This window comes from Deltaproteobacteria bacterium (assembly GCA_013151235.1).
Lineage (GTDB): Bacteria > CG2-30-53-67 > CG2-30-53-67 > CG2-30-53-67 > CG2-30-53-67 > JAADIO01.
Map to the genome: position 1 here is coordinate 1 of JAADIO010000006.1, position 17,215 is coordinate 17,215.

17 protein-coding genes and 1 pseudogene are annotated in these 17,215 nt (G+C 54.4%); 10 read left to right on the top strand and 8 right to left on the bottom strand.

Annotated elements, in window-relative coordinates; translation table 11 throughout:
• The 6 genes from GXP58_01480 to napA form a co-directional block, all read right to left on the bottom strand.
• Positions 1–745, bottom strand: a 745-nt coding sequence (locus tag GXP58_01480) for a hydroxylamine oxidoreductase (protein ID NOY52274.1), incomplete at its 3' end; no start/stop codon positions are given.
• 31 nt (positions 746–776) lie between these two features.
• On the bottom strand, positions 777–1,130 hold the full coding sequence (locus GXP58_01485) for a chaperone NapD (protein NOY52275.1): 354 nt from the start codon (positions 1,128–1,130) through the stop codon (positions 777–779).
• A gap of 95 nt (positions 1,131–1,225) precedes the next feature.
• On the bottom strand, positions 1,226–1,588 hold the full coding sequence (locus tag GXP58_01490; GenBank protein ID NOY52276.1) for a nitrate reductase: 363 nt from the start codon (positions 1,586–1,588) through the stop codon (positions 1,226–1,228).
• A 113-nt stretch (positions 1,589–1,701) separates the two neighbouring features.
• Complete coding sequence (napH, locus tag GXP58_01495) at positions 1,702–2,529, bottom strand: quinol dehydrogenase ferredoxin subunit NapH (GenBank protein ID NOY52277.1); 828 nt, start codon at positions 2,527–2,529, stop codon at positions 1,702–1,704.
• Complete coding sequence (gene napG, locus GXP58_01500; GenBank protein NOY52278.1) at positions 2,522–3,343, bottom strand: ferredoxin-type protein NapG; 822 nt, start codon at positions 3,341–3,343, stop codon at positions 2,522–2,524. Before napG ends, napH begins: the two co-directional genes overlap by 8 nt.
• Before the next feature lie 56 nt (positions 3,344–3,399).
• Complete coding sequence (napA, locus tag GXP58_01505) at positions 3,400–6,189, bottom strand: nitrate reductase catalytic subunit NapA (protein ID NOY52279.1); 2,790 nt, start codon at positions 6,187–6,189, stop codon at positions 3,400–3,402.
• A gap of 376 nt (positions 6,190–6,565) precedes the next feature.
• Between napA and GXP58_01510 the strand changes: the two genes are divergently transcribed.
• The 5 genes from GXP58_01510 to GXP58_01530 are packed head-to-tail and all read left to right on the top strand — an operon-like array spanning position 6,566 to position 9,235.
• On the top strand, positions 6,566–6,796 hold the full coding sequence (locus tag GXP58_01510) for a hypothetical protein (protein ID NOY52280.1): 231 nt from the start codon (positions 6,566–6,568) through the stop codon (positions 6,794–6,796).
• 17 nt (positions 6,797–6,813) lie between these two features.
• Positions 6,814–7,230 (top strand): hypothetical protein, encoded by a 417-nt coding sequence (locus tag GXP58_01515; GenBank protein ID NOY52281.1) that lies wholly within the window; start codon positions 6,814–6,816, stop codon positions 7,228–7,230.
• Positions 7,231–7,259: 29 nt separating this feature from the next.
• Positions 7,260–8,408: an FAD-dependent oxidoreductase gene (locus tag GXP58_01520; protein NOY52282.1), complete on the top strand. Its 1,149-nt coding sequence runs from the start codon at positions 7,260–7,262 to the stop codon at positions 8,406–8,408.
• Complete coding sequence (locus tag GXP58_01525; GenBank protein NOY52283.1) at positions 8,405–8,629, top strand: hypothetical protein; 225 nt, start codon at positions 8,405–8,407, stop codon at positions 8,627–8,629. Before GXP58_01520 ends, GXP58_01525 begins: the two co-directional genes overlap by 4 nt.
• A 9-nt stretch (positions 8,630–8,638) precedes the next feature.
• Positions 8,639–9,235, top strand: coding sequence for a hypothetical protein (locus tag GXP58_01530; GenBank protein ID NOY52284.1), 597 nt, complete (start codon positions 8,639–8,641; stop codon positions 9,233–9,235).
• Between the two features lie 673 nt (positions 9,236–9,908).
• Here GXP58_01530 and GXP58_01535 read toward each other — a convergent pair.
• A pseudogene (locus tag GXP58_01535) lies at positions 9,909–10,169 on the bottom strand (hypothetical protein).
• Positions 10,170–10,317: 148 nt separating this feature from the next.
• Positions 10,318–11,268: a nucleoid-structuring protein H-NS gene (locus GXP58_01540; protein NOY52285.1), complete on the bottom strand. Its 951-nt coding sequence runs from the start codon at positions 11,266–11,268 to the stop codon at positions 10,318–10,320.
• Between the two features lie 252 nt (positions 11,269–11,520).
• On the opposite strand from GXP58_01540, the gene GXP58_01545 reads away from it, so the two are divergent.
• From GXP58_01545 to GXP58_01565, 5 genes are all read left to right on the top strand, one after another.
• The gene (locus GXP58_01545; protein ID NOY52286.1) at positions 11,521–13,071 is read left to right on the top strand and encodes a TrkH family potassium uptake protein; all 1,551 of its coding nucleotides are present in this window, start codon (positions 11,521–11,523) and stop codon (positions 13,069–13,071) included.
• Between the two features lie 10 nt (positions 13,072–13,081).
• The gene (locus GXP58_01550; protein NOY52287.1) at positions 13,082–13,804 is read left to right on the top strand and encodes a TrkA family potassium uptake protein; all 723 of its coding nucleotides are present in this window, start codon (positions 13,082–13,084) and stop codon (positions 13,802–13,804) included.
• A gap of 170 nt (positions 13,805–13,974) precedes the next feature.
• A complete protein-coding gene (locus GXP58_01555) occupies positions 13,975–15,528 on the top strand; it encodes a DUF202 domain-containing protein (protein NOY52288.1) in 1,554 nt (517 codons plus the stop codon).
• Positions 15,515–16,747 carry a DUF202 domain-containing protein gene (locus tag GXP58_01560; GenBank protein ID NOY52289.1) on the top strand — a complete coding sequence of 411 codons (1,233 nt, stop codon included), beginning with the start codon at positions 15,515–15,517 and terminating at the stop codon, positions 16,745–16,747. The genes GXP58_01555 and GXP58_01560 overlap by 14 nt, the downstream gene beginning before the upstream one ends.
• Before the next feature lie 20 nt (positions 16,748–16,767).
• The gene (locus GXP58_01565; GenBank protein ID NOY52290.1) at positions 16,768–17,148 is read left to right on the top strand and encodes a response regulator; all 381 of its coding nucleotides are present in this window, start codon (positions 16,768–16,770) and stop codon (positions 17,146–17,148) included.
• Positions 17,149–17,215: the final 67 nt, after the last annotated feature.

Genomic DNA, 17,215 nt, shown 5'->3' on the forward strand with positions numbered 1-17,215 from the left:
AGTAGTCTTCCCCGACCACCCATTTTGCGCTTTCCAGGTTCATCTTCGTCTTGTTGTCGAAATACGCGATGCCGTGCCGGCTCTCCTCATAGATCTCTTTCTGGGGGTGGTCCGGCCCGAGATGACACCGACCGCAGGTCTCGGGCTGTCGGGCCTGGGCGGCGGAAAAGGTGTGGCGGAAGTGACAGGCCGTGCAGGAACCGCGTGATCCATCAATATTGATTCGTCCGATCCCATCGTTCGGCCAGGTATCCGTGGTCGGTTGTCCATTCTTGATCTTGATGATCGATCCGTGACACTGTTTGCAGCCATTAACGAGCAGGGCGGATCTCCCCTGAAAAGCCTTGTTCCCCTCCACCACCTCGGCCAGTTCGTTGTCCAAAGATCCGAGAATCTCGGCGGCCTTGGCGTGGTGGCTGTTCTCAAACTGGGTGTACTCCGTGGCATGACACCGACCGCAGTTCTTGGGGGTCACAATCACATGAATTCTGAAATTATAATGCTTAAGCGCTTCACGATCCGTGGTCTGTGCGCCATGGCACTCATAACATCCGACGTTTCCGCGAAAGTGTTTGCTGTTCCCCCACTGCTGATAAAGCCCGGGGGTAGAATCCTTGTGACACTCCACACAGGCCCTGCTCTCCTTGGACAGATGTGGATAGAAAACCGGTTGCGCACCTGCTATGGAACACCACAGCAGTGTGATGAGAATCCCAGCGCATAAAGTCAGTCCGTATCTCTTCATTTCCCGCCTCCTTTAATCGACCGATCCCGAATCAGTGCATTTTTCTCTTCAGATCACCATGATAGACAATCTCTTCCGCACGAACGCTATCATCCTTCAGGACGTCCGGTACGTCACCTCCTCTCTTTTTAAATTTTTCCCTGGCCCGATCCAGTTCCTCCTCACTGTATGCATATGCCAGATTAACGGAGATCACATGCGGAATTCTCTCCAGTTGTAGTACCTTCCGGATCTCCTCTTCGGCATACTCTCCTTCAAGGGTCACGATGATCCGTCCCCGGGGATCATGAAAGAAGACATCACACAGTGACCCCTTCCGCAGGACCGAAATCACCTCGTCCACCCGACCTTTCTCTGCCTGAATAACAATACCGGACACATTCATTTTACCCTCCGCTCGTTCGGTTCAAGATCGGCGCTTTTCCCGGGGATCTCTGCGCCATACCGCCCTCGCCAATTCAGCTTTGTCCTGCATCCTCGCTAAAAACCGTTTTTGATGAGAGGTTTCAGTTCCGCCTGCGGAACATGACACTGGATGCAAAAATATCTTCCCTGATAAAGTTTCCCGCCCAGATTCCTCCCGGTTCTCAAATCCACGAGGTGCGAACGGGGAACGGGCGTTGCTCCCATCCCGACCGCTACGTCCGGCATGTGGCAAGAAATGCAGAGATTTTTTCCTCTCTTGATCGGCAGCATGTCGGAAATGTCGTGAGGGATCAAAGGAGGGGCATTTTCAAAGGAACGATCGATTCTCCGACTGGTCCCCGGCGCATTGGAAGGATAGCGGACAGCAGGTACTCGTGTACCGGCATCATCCATGAGGGGCGCGTATCGATACCCCATTTTCTCATCACCTTTCGCTGCATCATGTTGAGACGCTGCATGTGCCGCCACGAAGCAAAATAGAACGATCATGCAAACTGAGGATATCCCCGTTCCATATCGTGCATACCTGTTCATGTTTTCCTCCTTTTCAAGATCTTCCGGATTCCGAAACGAAGAGCGTTTTCTTCACAAACTTCCACACACCGTCCGCAGAGCACGCACTCCCCATGGGAGATGGTGCCGCTTTGTTTCCCGACCTCACTTAAGATCTCTTTTTCCGGACAGACCGCGATACATCGGTCACAGCGGGAACAAAGATCCGCCGTGTGCCGGACCTGAATTAGTCTGTTACGACCGATCAGAGAATAAAATCCTCCCAGGGGGCAGAGATGTCCGCACCAGCCGTTCCGCACCGCCAGGAGATCAAAAAGAAAAATCATCCCAACGGCCATCCACCCGAAACCAATGCCGAAGATCAGTCCCCTGTGCATCATGGAAACGGGACTGATAAACTCAAAGGCTGCAACCCCCAGGAGCATTGAAAGTATTAGGGAGATCCCGATCATCCAGTAGCGTACGTTCCGACTCAACCGGATGAACCCGTCCTCGTCCTCAAAATCCATCTTCAACCCGCGCCGGATTCCTCCCGCCGCGTCCGTGACCAGGTTCACCGGGCAGATCCAGCTACAAAAACTTCTTCCTCCTAAAAAAACATAAAAAAGAGCGACGATAAGCGCACCCACAGCAACGGTTTGTTTCACGGAGGCGCCAGCCGCAAAAACCTGGAGCAGAGCAAAGGGATCGGTCAGCGGAATCTTTTCGAAGAGTTCCGAAAAGGTCAGGTTGCCGGTGATGATCTTCCACCCCCACCGGTTTGCCCCGATCAGGAGGACAAGCAGGGTGATTTGGCTAATTCTCCTTAGGATCAGAAACCTGTGTGTGAAGAAAAATCTACTCATACAGAATTCCCTCATCATTCAGATAATCCTGTGCTTTGCGACGACTCCTTTCCGTTCGGATGGTGAAACGATCCGGGATATTTAACAGACGCCGTTCATCCCGTTTGTCCCACCCTTTGATATACCTGGGATCCGCTTTTCCCATCACCCGGTCCCTCGGAAAAATCCGGACCGACGCTTTTTGGGTGATACAGACATGTTCACACACTCCACAGCCCGTACACTGTTCACAATGCACCTTCGGTATGAGGAGGGCGTGTTCCCCAGTTCTTGCATTCCGCAGATAATCAATGGTAAGTGCCTTATCCATCAAAGGACAAGCACGGTAACACGCGTCGCACTGAATTCCCCAGTAGGCGAGGCAGGAAGATTCATCCAGGACCGCAACCCCCATCCTGGCCCGGGCAATGTCCGGAATCTCCATGTTGCCCCGGTTCTTGGAAACCCGGTCAAGATCCAGCGCACCGGTAGGACAGACCGGGACACAGGGGATGTCGGTACACATCCGGCAAGGTGTCTCCCGGGGAACAAAATAGGGGGTACCCAGGGGTTTTTGATCCCCGGGAGCTGCCAGTCTCAGGGTGTCATAGGGACATGCTTCAACACATTTTCCGCATTTGATACATTGCTTCAGAAAGTCCTCTTCCGGTGGAGCGCCCGGGGGACGGAGAATCAACGGATCCGCCTTATTCTCTTCCACATAGGCACCCCATGCCGTCCCGGTGATCCCGGCCATGCCCAGCGACCGGACCATCTGAAAAAGAAACTTTCTTCTCGAACTAACGGGTTTCGGTTTCTCATCCCTCTCATGCATCCCGAACCTCCCTGTCAGCAGTCAAACCGCATGGATCTTCCGGACTTCTCCCATGTTTAGGCCTTATAGATCCTGACGGCACACTTTTTATAATCAGTCTGTTTGGAAATCGGACAGGTTGCATCGAGTGTAACCTTGTTGATATAGACCCGTTCATCGAACCACGGGACAAAGACAAGCCCCTTGGGCGGGCGGTTCCGCCCACGCGTTATTACTCGGGACTTGACTTTTCCCCGTCGGCTCTCCACCCAAACCATTTCTCCATCCCGGACCCCCAGCTTTCGTGCGTCCTCCGGATGCATATAACAGAGCGCCTCAGGGACTGCTCTGTAAAGCTCCGGGACCCGCATGGTCATCGTGCCGGAGTGCCAATGCTCCAGCACGCGTCCGGTACAGAGCCAGAACGGATAGAGATCATTGGGAACTTCCGGGGGCTCCATGTAAGGCCGGAAGAAAATCTTGGCCTTGTTCTTCAAGCTGAACTTCTCGCGAGTCCCGGGGCCTCGCAAATCTCCTTTCGGCAGTTTTTTTAAGGCGGGTCCATAAAAGGCAAAATCTCCGGTTCCTGCAGCGCGTGCATAGGGATCATACTTCGCGTTGAACCGCCACGGTGTTTCCTTCCCGTTTACAACGGGCCACCGGAGACCCCGCGCTTTCTTATGATAGTCATCGAAATATGCCAGATCGTGGCCACGCCCAGCTCCGAATTTCCGGTATTCCTCCCAGAGGTATTTCTGCAGAAAAAATCCATACCCCCGGAACGGTTTTCCATCAGTTCCTATGACATTCCGCTTGTCCCCTTCCGCCTCCGTGTTCTGGAAGCCTTTTCCGACCGGATCGGGCCAGGGATAGCTTCTGGCCTCGGAATCGGCGAAGAGAACATCAAAGAGCGTATCATCAGGTTTGTAACCCATCTTTTTCGCTTGAGCCAGCACATCCGGAAGAGTCAATTTCTCATCGATCTTCCACGCCTTCCAGACATCTTTCAGCCGAAACCTCTTTGCGAATTCCGTGTACTGCCAGAGATCAGGCATGGCCTCTCCCACTGGAGTCACTTGCTGTCTCCAGTGTTGTGTGCGCCGATCTGCATTTCCGTAGGCACCCCACTTTTCAAAAATCATCGCGCTCGGCAGAACCAAGTCGGAGACCTTTGCTGAAATCCCGGGATAGGCATCCGAAACCACCAGGAAATTGTCCATCTCCCTGGCAGCCTTGATCCAGTGGTTGGCGTTCGCTGCATCCTGCCAGGGGTTGCAGACATGTGCCCAGGCGAAGCGGATCTTTCCGTCCTCCAGATCACGCATCATCTTGACGAAGTGACTGCCCACCCGGGGGTTGATGGTTCCCGGGGGTAGTTTCCAGATCGATTCTGCTATTTTCCGGTGTTTGGGGTTTTTGACGACCATATCCGCAGGAAGACGATGTGCAAAGGTACCGACCTCTCTTGCTGTGCCACATGCCGAGGGCTGTCCCGTCAGGCTGAAGGCGCCGTTTCCAGGCTGAGCCTGCTTTCCCAGAAGGAAATGGACCATGTAGGCCTGTTCGTTCACCCAAGTCCCTCGGGTATGCTGGTTCATCCCCATGGTCCAGAAGCTGACGACTTTCCGGTTTTTCTCCAGATAAAGATCCGCCAGGGCCTGAAGCTTTTCCTGAAAAACCTTTAAAGGCTCATCGGGATTGCCCCTGGCCAGCCGCGCCGTGTACTCCAGGGTATAGGGGGCCAGCCCCTTTTTGAACTCCTCGAAGGAGATCATCCAGTGTGCCCCGGCCTTCCGGGAATGTTTCATCTTCATCATCTCCTGCGGTTGGACGCCCAGGAACTTCAGTCCTTCGACCTCATCCTCCGTTAGCTTTTTCAATCGTTGTTTTGCGGTGGTATCCAGTTCGGATTCCCGATACTTCGGGTAATGAATATCTTCCCGCATCCCGTAACCGATATCCGGGAAACCAGTGGCGAAAACCATGTAACGGTCCACAAAATCCCGGTCGATCGACTCTGGATGATGATAGACGATCTCGTGGGCGATGTAATTCCAGATGGCCAGATCCGTATTGGGTTTGAAGATGATTTCGATATCAGCCAAATCCGAACACCGCTGCGTAAAAGTACTTAGGTTCACGACCTTTACACGGTTCGGACGGCTCAATTTGCGGTCGGTCACGCGTGACCACAGGATGGGATGCATCTCCGCCATGTTGGCGCCCCACGTAACAATCGTATCGGTGAATTCAGTATCATCATAGTTCCCCGCGGGCTCATCAATCCCGAAGGTCTGGATGAATCCGGCCACCGCCGAGGCCATGCAATGACGCGCATTCGGGTCGAGATTGTTGCTCCTGAATCCGGCTTTCACGAGCTTGCTGATGGCGTATCCCTCCTCGACTGTATACTGCCCCGATCCAAAAACACCGATCCCGGTCGGCCCCAGGGTGTAATAGGCACGCCTGAATTGCCTTTCCATCTCGTCAAAGGCCCGCTTCCAGGAAACCGGACGGAACTTTCCCTTCTTATCGAATTCCCCTTTCCGGTTTACCCGAAGCAACGGCCGCGTCAACCGGTCCTGCCCATACATGATTTTGGCATTGAAATATCCCTTGATACAATTGAGACCACGGTTGACCGGGGCCTTGGGATCCCCCTTCACCGCCACAATACGGTCATTCCGGGTAGCGACCATGATTCCACATCCCGTTCCGCAGAAACGACAGACCGCCTTATCCCATCGCCAACCCGTTTCAGCGGTTCGAGCCGCAGCCTGAATGTTACGAGGAAGATTCATCCCCACGGTACCTGCTGCCGCCGCCGCTGCAGCCGCTTTGATAAAATTCCGTCTTGAAAGCAACATCATCGCCACCTCCTCCTCATTAGATCAATCCTCTATGGTTCCCCATACAACCCGTGCATCATTGTAGCCGCTATATTGTAAATCCGTTGTAAAAGGATGTTAAGATTTTACAAAATGAGTGAAAAATTGCTCAGACCGGGATCCGTGACGGCACGATGCGCCGAGAGAGGCACTCTAACCGATTTAAGAGTTTTTGCGTGACAGCCATTGGCGATCAGGGAAAACTTGGCGCCTCTACTCTACCTATCGCAAGATTATTTTCTATTGCTGGATTTGGGGATTTCAGTTGGATTTGACAGGATCTTTGATATGTTGTAATTTGCTAAAACGTTCTCGACGTTTTTATGTTGCACGCACCCGTATCGGGAGTCCTCTTATGAATCGAGAGATCCATGACCTGGAGAAAATTCTCGAGGTCTACGCTATTGCAGAGCAGCGCGAACAGGCAGCTTACAACTTCTATGTGGACGCCGCCGACAAGATCTCCGAGGAAGCTGAGAAGAAGGTTCTTCTCGATCTGGCAAAATTTGAACTGCAACATCTCAAAATGATGAAAGAACGTTTCGAATCGACACGGGAACGAATTGAGAAGCTCCGCAATAAATAAGGACCGAGAAACTTTTTATGGCCTCCGTTAAAATCCACCCTCATCCGATTGCCGTCCATTTTTCCAACGGGCTGATCCCCGTTTCGATCTTTTTTCTTTTTCTGTTCTTTTTCACTCGTAACCCTCATATGGAGATTGTCGCCTTCTACACCCTGTGGGTGGGAACCCTCGGTTCCGCACTGGCCTTGGGGACGGGTCTTTTCGACTGGAAGAAGCATTACCGGGGCGCCTGGGTGCCAGTATTCAAAAAAAAGCTGACGGCCGGGGTTCTTGCGATCCTGGGAGGAGCCCTCGCCTGCTTGATCCGTTATCTCCATCCCGGCCTTCTTTTATCCCTCTCGGGCCTGTCCGTTTTTTATGTAATGCTGAACCTTTTCGTCCTCGCCTGTGTCGGCATCGCTGGATACCTGGGCGGCAAGTTGGTCTTTCAGTAATCCCTTCCTCTGCCGAATGGGATAAATTTATGAGCCGTACTACGAAACAGATGATCCTGGTCGGAGGCGGCCATGCACATATGACCGTTATGCTTCGCCTGGATGAATACCTTTCCCGGGGGCACCAGGTTACACTGATCAATCGTTCTCCCTTCCACTACTACTCCGGCATGGGGCCGGGGATGTTTTCCGGCATTTATCGCCCCGAGGAGATCCGCTTTCATGTAAGAAAGATGGTAGAAGACCGGGGCGGAGAGTTCATTGAGGGAGAGGTCGTTCGGGTTCATCCCCAGGCGAACAAACTCATTCTGGCCTCCGGTGACGAGGTCGGCTATGATGTTGCCTCCTTCAATACGGGAAGTTATGTGCCGTTGACTTCTCTGGAAGGCGTGACGGAAGAGATATTGACCGTCAAACCAATCCTGAATCTCCTCCGTGCGAAACAGCGAGTTTTGAATCAGCTCTCACAGGGTATTCCCCGTCTTGTCGTGGTGGGAGGAGGCGCTGCCGGTCTGGAAATCACGGGAAACCTGGAACGGCTGGTCCGGAAACAGAATGGAACCGCACAGATTACTCTCCTGGCCGGCCGGCGGTTCCTCCCTGCCTTTCCTGAGAAGGTCCGGAGACTCGCGCTCTCCTCGTTCGTGAAACGGAAGATCTCCGTTATGGAGGGGGCACGGGTTCGTACCTTCGAGAAGGGGGAAGCAGTCCTTGAGGATGAACGCCGATTCCCCTTCGACCTGGCCATCCTGGCCCTCGGTGTTCGCCCTTCTCCACTCTTCGCCGACTCCGGTCTTGCCGTCGGTCCGGACGGCGGCCTTCTGGTCAATAATTTTCTACAGTCCACCGATTATCCGGAACTGTTCGGCGGCGGCGACTGTATCTCTCTGGCCGGCCATCCCCTCGACAAGGTCGGGGTCTTTGCCGTTCGGCAGAACCCGGTCCTTCATCACAACCTCATGGCCGCCCTCGAGGGAGGAGAGATGCAACCTTTCGTCCCGCAGAAAAACTACCTCCTGATTTTCAATCTCGGGGACGGCCGGGGGATTTTCTATAAGGGGCGAAGGATTTTTGCCGGACGCACCGCCTTCTTTCTCAAAGATTGGATCGACCGGAAGTTCGTAAAATCCTTTCAGGTTTCCGGCGAACAAAACCGTTCACTGCAAAGAGATTTATGATGTCCGTTTTTGATTATTTCAAGCCGGTTTCCTCCTGGACTGCAGAAGATCTGAAGTCTTTTCTTGATCGTTCCGCCCCCGGAGAACTCCAGTTGATTGATGTCCGTCAGCCTAACGAATATAAAGGGGGACACCTTCCCGGTGCAATCCTGATTCCCCTCGGAGATCTTCCCGACCGACTTAATGAACTCGATCCTGCGAAGCCGACCCTCACCTATTGAACGGCAGGCGTGCGCAGCCGGTCGGCTGCGGGATTGCTCGAAGGGGCAGGATTTCAACAGGCCCATACCCTCACCGGGGGACTCCTCGCCTGGGATGGCCGTACTGCATCGGGTCCGCCCGAAACGGGGATGCTCATCTTCTCCGATGCCGATACGCCGCAGGCCCTGGGACAATTGGCTATGATGCTGGAGGAAGGTTCCCGTCGATTCTATTCCTCCATGGCGGATGCGGCCTCGAATCCCTCGGTCAAGGTCCTCTTTGATGAACTGGTCCTTGCCGAGACGCACCACCAAGAGAAACTTCTGAATTTCTGCCGGCGTCTATCGGCAAAAGATCCGACCTCTCCCCTTCCGCAGTCGGACTATCCCGATCTCATGGAGGGGGGAATCCCGCTGACGGAAGGACTGCAATGGTCGAAAGGGAAATCTGCGACGGAGATCCTTCAGTTTTCCATGGCCCTTGAGACCAACGCCTGCGATCTCTATCTAAGGATGATCACAAGAATGAAAGAGGACCCGGAAAGCACCGCCCTTTTTGAACATCTTGCCGGGGAGGAACAGCTCCATTTGAAACGGATGGCAAAACTCCTGGAAAAGAAAAATTAAGGGATCGCTTTGAGCAATGGAATGTGCAGGGGTATGACTGATGGAAAAGAAGCGGAAAGGTATCGACTGCTTCCGATGCAGGCATTTTTATGTAACCTGGGACAAGAAGTTTCCCCGGGGTTGCCGGACTATGGGGTTCAAAGGGAAGGAACTTCCCTGTCGAGTGGTCCTGGAAGCCTCGGGAAGAGAGTGCCTAAAATTTGAGAAGAAGAAAAGAAAGATGTTCTCCTAAAAAGTCACGAAGCCCTTCGACAGGCTCAGGGCGAACGATGTAAGTTATTGATATTCCGTTCGTGTGGTTCGGCGAGCTTCCGAGCATGGTGAGCTTGCCGAACCACATGCTCGGTAGCCTGTCGAACCATGAGCGGGACCCGGGGAATGACTTTTTACGACATCATAAAAGAGAACGGGATGAAAATTATGATTGATGGCCTCGTAAGTGGAGCGTTTCAACCTGGAGGATGAGGAACAAAGCCGCAGTTCCTGTAAATCCGCCGGGCTTTCGAGGTGAAGAGAAAATTGATAAACGACAGCCCGGCATCGGGATGAAGAGACTGCTTCAACGGCGTCACGGTGGAGATCATCCATCCTTTCGGGCGGAATGATCGGGAGCAGACGATTCGGGTTTGGATTTTTCATGGAAGGCATTCGTCAGGAGGAGCCCGGTAAAAACAAACTTCGAACGTTCTTCGCCTTTGACCTGCCGGTAAAACTCACAATCGGTGCACATCTTGATATTGTCCACCGAAGTCTCGGTCAGATCTTCGTTGCAGTCCGTACCCGGCACCACCCAGCAGGCTCGACCGGCATTCTTCCCGTCGTGCACTCCGTTGAGCCGTTCCGCCTCCGCAGCAGGACAGAGCCCCAATTCTCCGACCTTCTTCCCGCCGGGTTCACGACCGCACTGGAAATATTCCCAACAGTTCTGTTTCATCGGCACGTTTGACCATCAACTCTATGCAGTCCAATCACAACACGTTTTCCACTTTACCCGCAAATAATCCTGCTGTAAAGTCCGGGACGATAGATTACGGCAATCTCCGAAAAAAAAAGAGGCGGCATTCAGGGCAACAGGGAGAGATTCAGTCCACTTCCGCAGCATTGGTCATCTGATCGTAGAATTTCGTCACCTTGTTCTTTTCGTCGGAATCCATATGAGCCATGGCCGTCCGGGGATGCTGGTTCAAGACCCCCGTGACCATATAAGGGACAAAGTAGCCCCAGTCGATCTTTTCCCGCCAGGGGAGGATCTGTTTTTCAATTGCCTGAATCAGGGGACGGACCTTGAATTTCGGGTTTTTCAGAAAAGAAACGAGCAGTTCCAGGGGACAGTTCCCGGCCCCCCGTCCGATCCCATAGAGAGTAGCATCGAGGTAATTCGCCCCGGCAATAATCCCGGAGATGGTATTGGCAAAGGCAAGCTGCTGGTTGTTATGGCAATGAACCCCGATGGTTTTGCCCGGCAGCTGATCCCTGTATTTTTTTGCCAGTACATCGATATCCTCGGAATAGAAGGCACCGAAACTGTCAACAAGATAGATCACCGGTACCCGGCTTTTCGCCAGATCGCTTAACCCTTCGTCGAGGTCCCGCAAACCGACCGTGGAGACGGCCATCAGGTTGATCGTCGTTTCGTATCCCTTGTCAATACAATGATGCGCCAGGTCAATGGCGGCATCGATCTGATGAATATAGCAGGCCACCCTCACCATATCGAGCGAACTGTCCGACTTCATGGGGATATCCGCGTGATCGATCCGTCCGATGTCGGCCATGGCGGAGAGTTTCATCCGTTTTTCCTCTCCTCCGACCACCCGCTGCAGGTCCGGTTCGGCACAGAACTTCCAGGGACCGACTTCATCCCGGGAGAAGGCACTCTCCGAACTGAGATAACCGATCTCCATGTAATCAACGCCCGCAGCGTTCAAGGCCCGATAGACGGTGCAGACAAAATCATCGTCAAACTGCCATTTATTCATAAGTCCGCCATCGCGAACAGTGCAATCAATTACTTTGATCTCGGACCTGTACATTCGGTTCTCCTTCTTCCCGTAGTGAAATTTGAATAAAATCGAATTTTGTATATTATTCCTTCAAACCCTCTTTGTCAATAAATATTCTCAACTTGCCGGGAAGGATGACGCACTTCCATAAATCCACCCATTATTCTTTCGGCCGGCTTTTCCATAAGCGGATCGGCAGGGGGAAAAATCGATTTCTTTCTCAAGTGATTCCACTCGTTACCCGATAAGGAAATTAGTTCCCCTGCAACATAAAGGACAAGGATGAATCAGACACTTATTTCGCATCCACTGTTTCTGCGGAAACACTCGGTCGGGCTGTGGGCCAGAGAGCATCTCTTTATTCTGAATTACCTCGGTGCCCTGCTGACCGTCATGGGGCTCCTCCTCTGCCTGGCCCTGATCCCCTACGAATGGTACCATGAAGGGACAAGGGCGGGTGTGCCGGTCAGCGCCTTCGCCCTGCCGGCGGCACTCTCCATCCTCATCGGGTTGATCGCCCAGAAAGGGATTTCCACACGTGCGCCCACCGTTCGGGATGCGATGATCATCACCGGTCTCGGCTGGCTTGTCATCAGCCTCGTCAGCGCCGTTCCTTTCATGATCGGTCTCCACGAATCCTTCATTAACGCCTTTTTCGAGTCGGTCAGCGGCCTGACGACGACGGGGATTACCGTTTTGGAAGGACTCGATACCATGCCGAAAAGCATTCTCCTGTGGCGCTCCTTTATCCAGTGGATCGGAGGTCTGGGGATCCTGACCTTTTTCCTCGCCGTCGGATTCCGGGGAGGTTCCGCCGCAGCGAGCCTCTTCGGCGCCGAAGGGCACAAAATCAGCACATCCCGGCCCGTTCCGGGGATCTTCAATACCGTTAAAATCCTCTGGGGAATCTACATCGGGTTTACCATCGCTTCCTTTTTCTGTTATTTCTTCGGCGGGATGAACGGCTTCGACGCCCTGAACCACTGCCTGACAACCATCTCCACAGGAGGATTCTCAACACACGATGCAAGCATTGCATATTACGGAGCCCATCACTATGCCCACGCGCGATTCTTAGAGTACGCGGCAACCTTCTTTATGCTTGCCGGCGGGATTAACTTTCTCGTCCATTACCAGGTTTTCACCGGTAACATACGGGCTCTCTACAGGAATTTCGAGATGCGCTGGTTCTGGACCCTGACCTTGGGAGCCGCGGGGCTGATCCTGATCGACCACTTCCGGCAATTTCCCCTCACGGGCAATCCGCTGCACCAGATGGAAGGCGCATTTCGGGCCAGCCTTTTTCAGACGGCATCGATGATCTCCAGCACCGGCTATTCAACTCTCGATATCAACAACCCCTTCTTCCCGGCCCTGAGCAAACAGATCTTCCTCATTCTCATGCTCATCGGCGGCTGCGTCGGGTCGACGGCGGGGGGAATCAAAGTCCTTCGAATCGGAATCTTAAGCCGGATGTTTAAAACGCAGCTTTCCCGGATCGCCGGCCCTTCCCGCTCCATCTCTCCGGTCGTCGTCGCGGGGAAGACCATCCCGGACAGCGAGATCCAGCGGATTGCCGCCTTGGCGTGTGCCTGGATGATTCTGATCGCCGTCGGAGCGGGGATCACCGCCTCCTTTTCCGATCTGAACGCCTGGCAGTCACTGTCGGGGATGGCTTCGGCCGTGGGGAACATGGGGCCTTTCTATTTTTCCGTACACAAGATGGCTTCGTTGAGCGGAATCATCAAGATCACCTATATCGTCGGCATGCTGGCCGGACGGCTGGAGATTCTGCCGATCGCCGTGTTGTTTTATCGTTCCACCTGGAGATAGGAGAGACATTATGTACATTGTCATCGGAGGAGGCGGGATTGCCGGAGCTGCCCTGGCCGGAGAACTGGTAAACCGGAAGCATGATGTGGTCGTCATTGACATTAACAAGGAGACCTGCGAGATGGCCTTTGCCCAAACCGGGGCCGTGACCATCATCGGCAAAGCTACGGAGATCGGAACACTGCAAGAGGCAGGGATCGAGAAGGCCGACGTAGCGATTTCCGCTCTCTACCGGGACGAAGACAATCTGACCTTCGCCCTGCTGGCACACAGCTTCAACGTACCGAATATTTACGTCAAGATGCGAAACCCGGCCTACCGGGATGCTTACCGCGTCGCCGGCGTCACCGTCATCTGCGACATTGTTGGGATGTTCAAGAACAAGGTGATCGCCGAGTTGGAAAATCCCGACCTCAAGGTGATCACCCCCCTCGAAGAGAACGGGACAAAGCTGGTCATGTTCCGTCTCCCCGGGAGTTGGCCCTCGGAGGGGAGACTGATCTATGAGTTGGCCAAGGAGCCGGCCTTCTGCGGAGATTGTCTCTTTACCGGGATTCTCAATGAGAAACACAAGGGAATTATCGTCCCACACGGGAATGACCGTGTCTATCCCGGGGACCGAATCTTCGTGGTCGCAGGACCGAAAAGTCTGAAGGCAATCACAAAATATCTGGCCGGAATCCGGAAGAAAAAGCTGCCCCCTCCTCTCCGAACCACCCCTTTGCACGTCTGAGTCGATTTTCCCGAATTTGATTTATTGATTGCTACGGATTTCAGTAAGTGCTAATATATTAAGTTACGAATTATTCGGCGGACGACAGGAACGCCGAATCCTCGGGGAGAAATTGTCTTACTTCCCGGTGTTGAGTGACATGAGATTACAATCCGACATTGAATCCGTAAATGGAAAATATCGACCAGAATTCCCCGGCGGTGGGGATCGACAGATTAGCCGGACAGGCGGCGGAACAGGGATGCCGCTGGGTCCGATTCAGCGAGGACATCGTTGCCGACCTTGAGATCGTTACCCCTCTCGACCTGAAAAAGCTGCAAGAGGAAGGGTGGTTCCCATGGACCATCTCCGGGAAGACGGCCACGGTGATTACCTGCACTCCCTCCTCAGAAATGGACCGTCTCTGCCGGAAGGTCCTCGGCGTGGATCATATCGAATTCGTGCTGGCCGACCGCGATAATCTGACCCGGATCATCGAACACAATCAGGACATCAACCATCGGTTCTCCCCGGATGCAGGGAGGACGCCGCTTGCCCGTGTCCGGACCTATCTTGCCAATCGCCGTTCCATGCTTTCCCTCTGCCGCACACTGCTGGCCAAGAGTCGAACCCATCTGGCCGTGGTCCGAACCGGATGCGCATTCATCGCCATCGCCATCGTTTTCCTCCGCATCTTTACAAAGCTTCCGGGCAACGCCCTTCTCCCATTTCTGATCCTGGAGGTCCCCCTTCTCTCCTTCGGAATTTACATGATCCTTGCCCACATGCTGAAGTATATGCCGGCCCGGAAGGTAAATGACCTTCTCCCTTCCTGCAAAGCAACCACCCCCACGGGAGGGAGTACGGTACTCCAGGTTTCGGATGAAGAGAAATCTCCGACCTTCCAACGCTCGGATGTCGTCCCGGAAGCGGATACCCTCCGGCGGGACTGGACCCGGCTTTCGCCGGTGATGCGTCGCCGTTTCCTGGCATCCGACCGGACCGATTTCGCCGAAGAACGGACCACGCTTGCCTGCTTCAGGACCTGGATGGCGAACGTCCGTACCTGGCTGGCCTTCGTACGCACCGGCGGCGCCTTCGTCGGTCTCGGTTCCGGGCTGATACGGGCCTTCCCGAACAGTTCCTGGTTCTACTTTGACCTGAGCCTGGCCGGGATCGGCTTCCTGATGATCTGCGAGGGACTCTTCTGGTATTTCCGGGGCTACCATTCCGGCAAGATCAGCTTCAAATCGGTTCTCCGAATGAATGCCGGGGAAACGATCTGGGACACCTTCTTTCCGCACCGCCATGACGATTCTCCACCGAACCGTGTGGGGCTGCCTCTCGAAAAAGGGCAGGCCCCCGGAATCTGGGCAACCACCGGGCTTGCGCTTGAACGGACCGTGCTGGCGGACAGGCGCAATACCATGGCCCGGCTGCGTACAGTAATGGCACGGATGAGAACCGGTTACTCCTTCATTCGGACCGGCCGGACTTTTTTCTTTATCGGTGCTACATTTGCCGTCTATTTTCACAAGAGCAACTTCTTCTGGTACAGCTATGAGGCTGTCATGATGCTGGGCGGTCTTCTGCTGATCGTCGACGGTCTCCTCTGGGTCCTCCCTGCGAGCAGGGTCCGCAAACAGTTGCCCTACTGCACCGCGGATGTGAATATCAACATACCGGACTACGGCATTCCCTGCTGTGACTGGAAGAAGATCGAGCTTCGTCATGATACACACTAATTCACAAAGCCCGTTCCAGGGTCTGGTCAAACACGGGATTCTGGATGCGAAAACCCTGGCCGAGGCACTCGGGGTCGCCGAACGTCATGGCCTGCCGCCGGCCGAGATCCTTCTACGGGAGTACGACCTTCCCCGCGCAGCGCTCCAGCAGGCCCTTGCCGATCATTACCACTGCGGGGTCCTTGAATACGATGAACGGCTGCCGATTCCCCCCGAGCTCCTGTCCGGGCTGGAGACTGAAAAACTGCGGGAGGAAGGATGGTTTCCGGTCATCAAAAAGGCCGACGGTACGGTAGTCGTCGCTTGCACGAATCCCGCCGACCCCGCCCTTCCAGCAGAGGTGCAGGAAATCCTCGGAACCGGGCCATTTGAATTCAAGGTCTGCCTCCCGGACGACATCCGATGGTTCACTGAAGACTTTCTCCATGCAAAACCGGGCAAACTGGTGGGTACGGAGCGAACCGGCCTGGCCTATTGGCGTAATAACATGGCCCAGTGGCGGACTGCTCTCGCCTGCTACAGGACGGACATGGCCCGTGCCCGCACCGCCCTGGCGATCATGCGTGCCGGACTGGGACTGATCACCATTTCCTTTGCTCTCACCCGGGCACACTACCTCGCACTCCCCGAAGCAGCGACGATTCTTATTCTGGTCCTGGGTTGCGTCCTGGCCGTCGGCGCCGTACTCCCTTATCTCGAAGTCCGCCGCAGCCGCCTCCGTCCCCCCGGCGACACGACGCTGGTCGAGGTCACCGCCACGGAAGTAAGCTTTCTGAAGAACTATCTCAACCCGGAGAAATCCCCCGTCAAAGCACCGCACCGGGAGAAAATGCTGGCCCGGATCAGTGACCGGCTTCTGGAGTACTGCACCCTGCTCTATCCGCCCCCCGGAAGTCTGGAGCGGACACACCTTGCTCGGGAGCGAAACGTTCTGGCCGCCCAACGGACCATCGCCGCCTGCAACCGGACCATATACGCCCGGGCACGAACCGGGTTGGCATTCATCCGGACCGGGATCTCCTTCATCAGCATCGGGATCGGTTTAATCAAATACTTCGGCCCCGGCAGAAACACGATCTTTGACGCCCTGCTCATCCTGATCGGCCTTCTGCTGACGATCGACGGTGCCCGCTGGTATCGTCCGGCACACCGGTCGCAAACCGTTTTCTCGGAACTCGGCAGCCGATTCCGTCTCGAAAATTTTGTCAGCCGGTCATAGAGAACCAAAACAGAGGGTATATGACAAGAACAATTCCGAAGATGATGGTCATCGATGGTCAGGCGACCCTGCGCGAGGAGATCCGTCTTGCACTGAAACGGGAAGGGTATGAGGTGGAAACCTTTCGGGGCGGGGCATCTGCGCTGAACCGGATGAAGCGGAAGCAATTCAATGTGGTGATTACCGACCTGCGGATGCACGGGACCGACGGGATCGAGGTCCTCCGTACGGTGAAGAGTCTCTACCCGGAAACGTCCGTCATTATCATCACCGCCTATGCCAGCCTCGGCGTGGTCACCGACGCCTTACGGGAGGGGGTCCATGATTTCTTCACCAAGCCGATACGAATCAATGAACTGAAGGCATCGATCCTGAGGGCGCTGCCGGGACAGAATGCCTGAAGGGCGAGAGATCCGAATCCCTCCTGCGAAAAACGGGCAGGCTCTTCTTTTCAAAACAAATCGACTC

What these genes read in the sequence shown, in the direction of transcription:
- GXP58_01510 (NOY52280.1), top strand. Translation starts at nt 6,566, where the DNA reads ATGAATCGAGAGATCCATGACCTGGAGAAAATTCTCGAGGTCTACGCT.
- napA (NOY52279.1), bottom strand. Translation starts at nt 6,189, where the DNA reads ATGTTGCTTTCAAGACGGAATTTTATCAAAGCGGCTGCAGCGGCGGCG.
- GXP58_01525 (NOY52283.1), top strand. Translation starts at nt 8,405, where the DNA reads ATGATGTCCGTTTTTGATTATTTCAAGCCGGTTTCCTCCTGGACTGCA.
- GXP58_01565 (NOY52290.1), top strand. Translation starts at nt 16,768, where the DNA reads ATGACAAGAACAATTCCGAAGATGATGGTCATCGATGGTCAGGCGACC.
- GXP58_01555 (NOY52288.1), top strand. Translation starts at nt 13,975, where the DNA reads ATGGAAAATATCGACCAGAATTCCCCGGCGGTGGGGATCGACAGATTA.
- napH (NOY52277.1), bottom strand. Translation starts at nt 2,529, where the DNA reads ATGAGTAGATTTTTCTTCACACACAGGTTTCTGATCCTAAGGAGAATT.
- GXP58_01485 (NOY52275.1), bottom strand. Translation starts at nt 1,130, where the DNA reads ATGAATGTGTCCGGTATTGTTATTCAGGCAGAGAAAGGTCGGGTGGAC.
- GXP58_01515 (NOY52281.1), top strand. Translation starts at nt 6,814, where the DNA reads ATGGCCTCCGTTAAAATCCACCCTCATCCGATTGCCGTCCATTTTTCC.
- GXP58_01540 (NOY52285.1), bottom strand. Translation starts at nt 11,268, where the DNA reads ATGTACAGGTCCGAGATCAAAGTAATTGATTGCACTGTTCGCGATGGC.
- GXP58_01545 (NOY52286.1), top strand. Translation starts at nt 11,521, where the DNA reads ATGAATCAGACACTTATTTCGCATCCACTGTTTCTGCGGAAACACTCG.
- GXP58_01550 (NOY52287.1), top strand. Translation starts at nt 13,082, where the DNA reads ATGTACATTGTCATCGGAGGAGGCGGGATTGCCGGAGCTGCCCTGGCC.
- napG (NOY52278.1), bottom strand. Translation starts at nt 3,343, where the DNA reads ATGCATGAGAGGGATGAGAAACCGAAACCCGTTAGTTCGAGAAGAAAG.
- GXP58_01520 (NOY52282.1), top strand. Translation starts at nt 7,260, where the DNA reads ATGAGCCGTACTACGAAACAGATGATCCTGGTCGGAGGCGGCCATGCA.
- GXP58_01490 (NOY52276.1), bottom strand. Translation starts at nt 1,588, where the DNA reads ATGGGGTATCGATACGCGCCCCTCATGGATGATGCCGGTACACGAGTA.
- GXP58_01560 (NOY52289.1), top strand. Translation starts at nt 15,515, where the DNA reads ATGATACACACTAATTCACAAAGCCCGTTCCAGGGTCTGGTCAAACAC.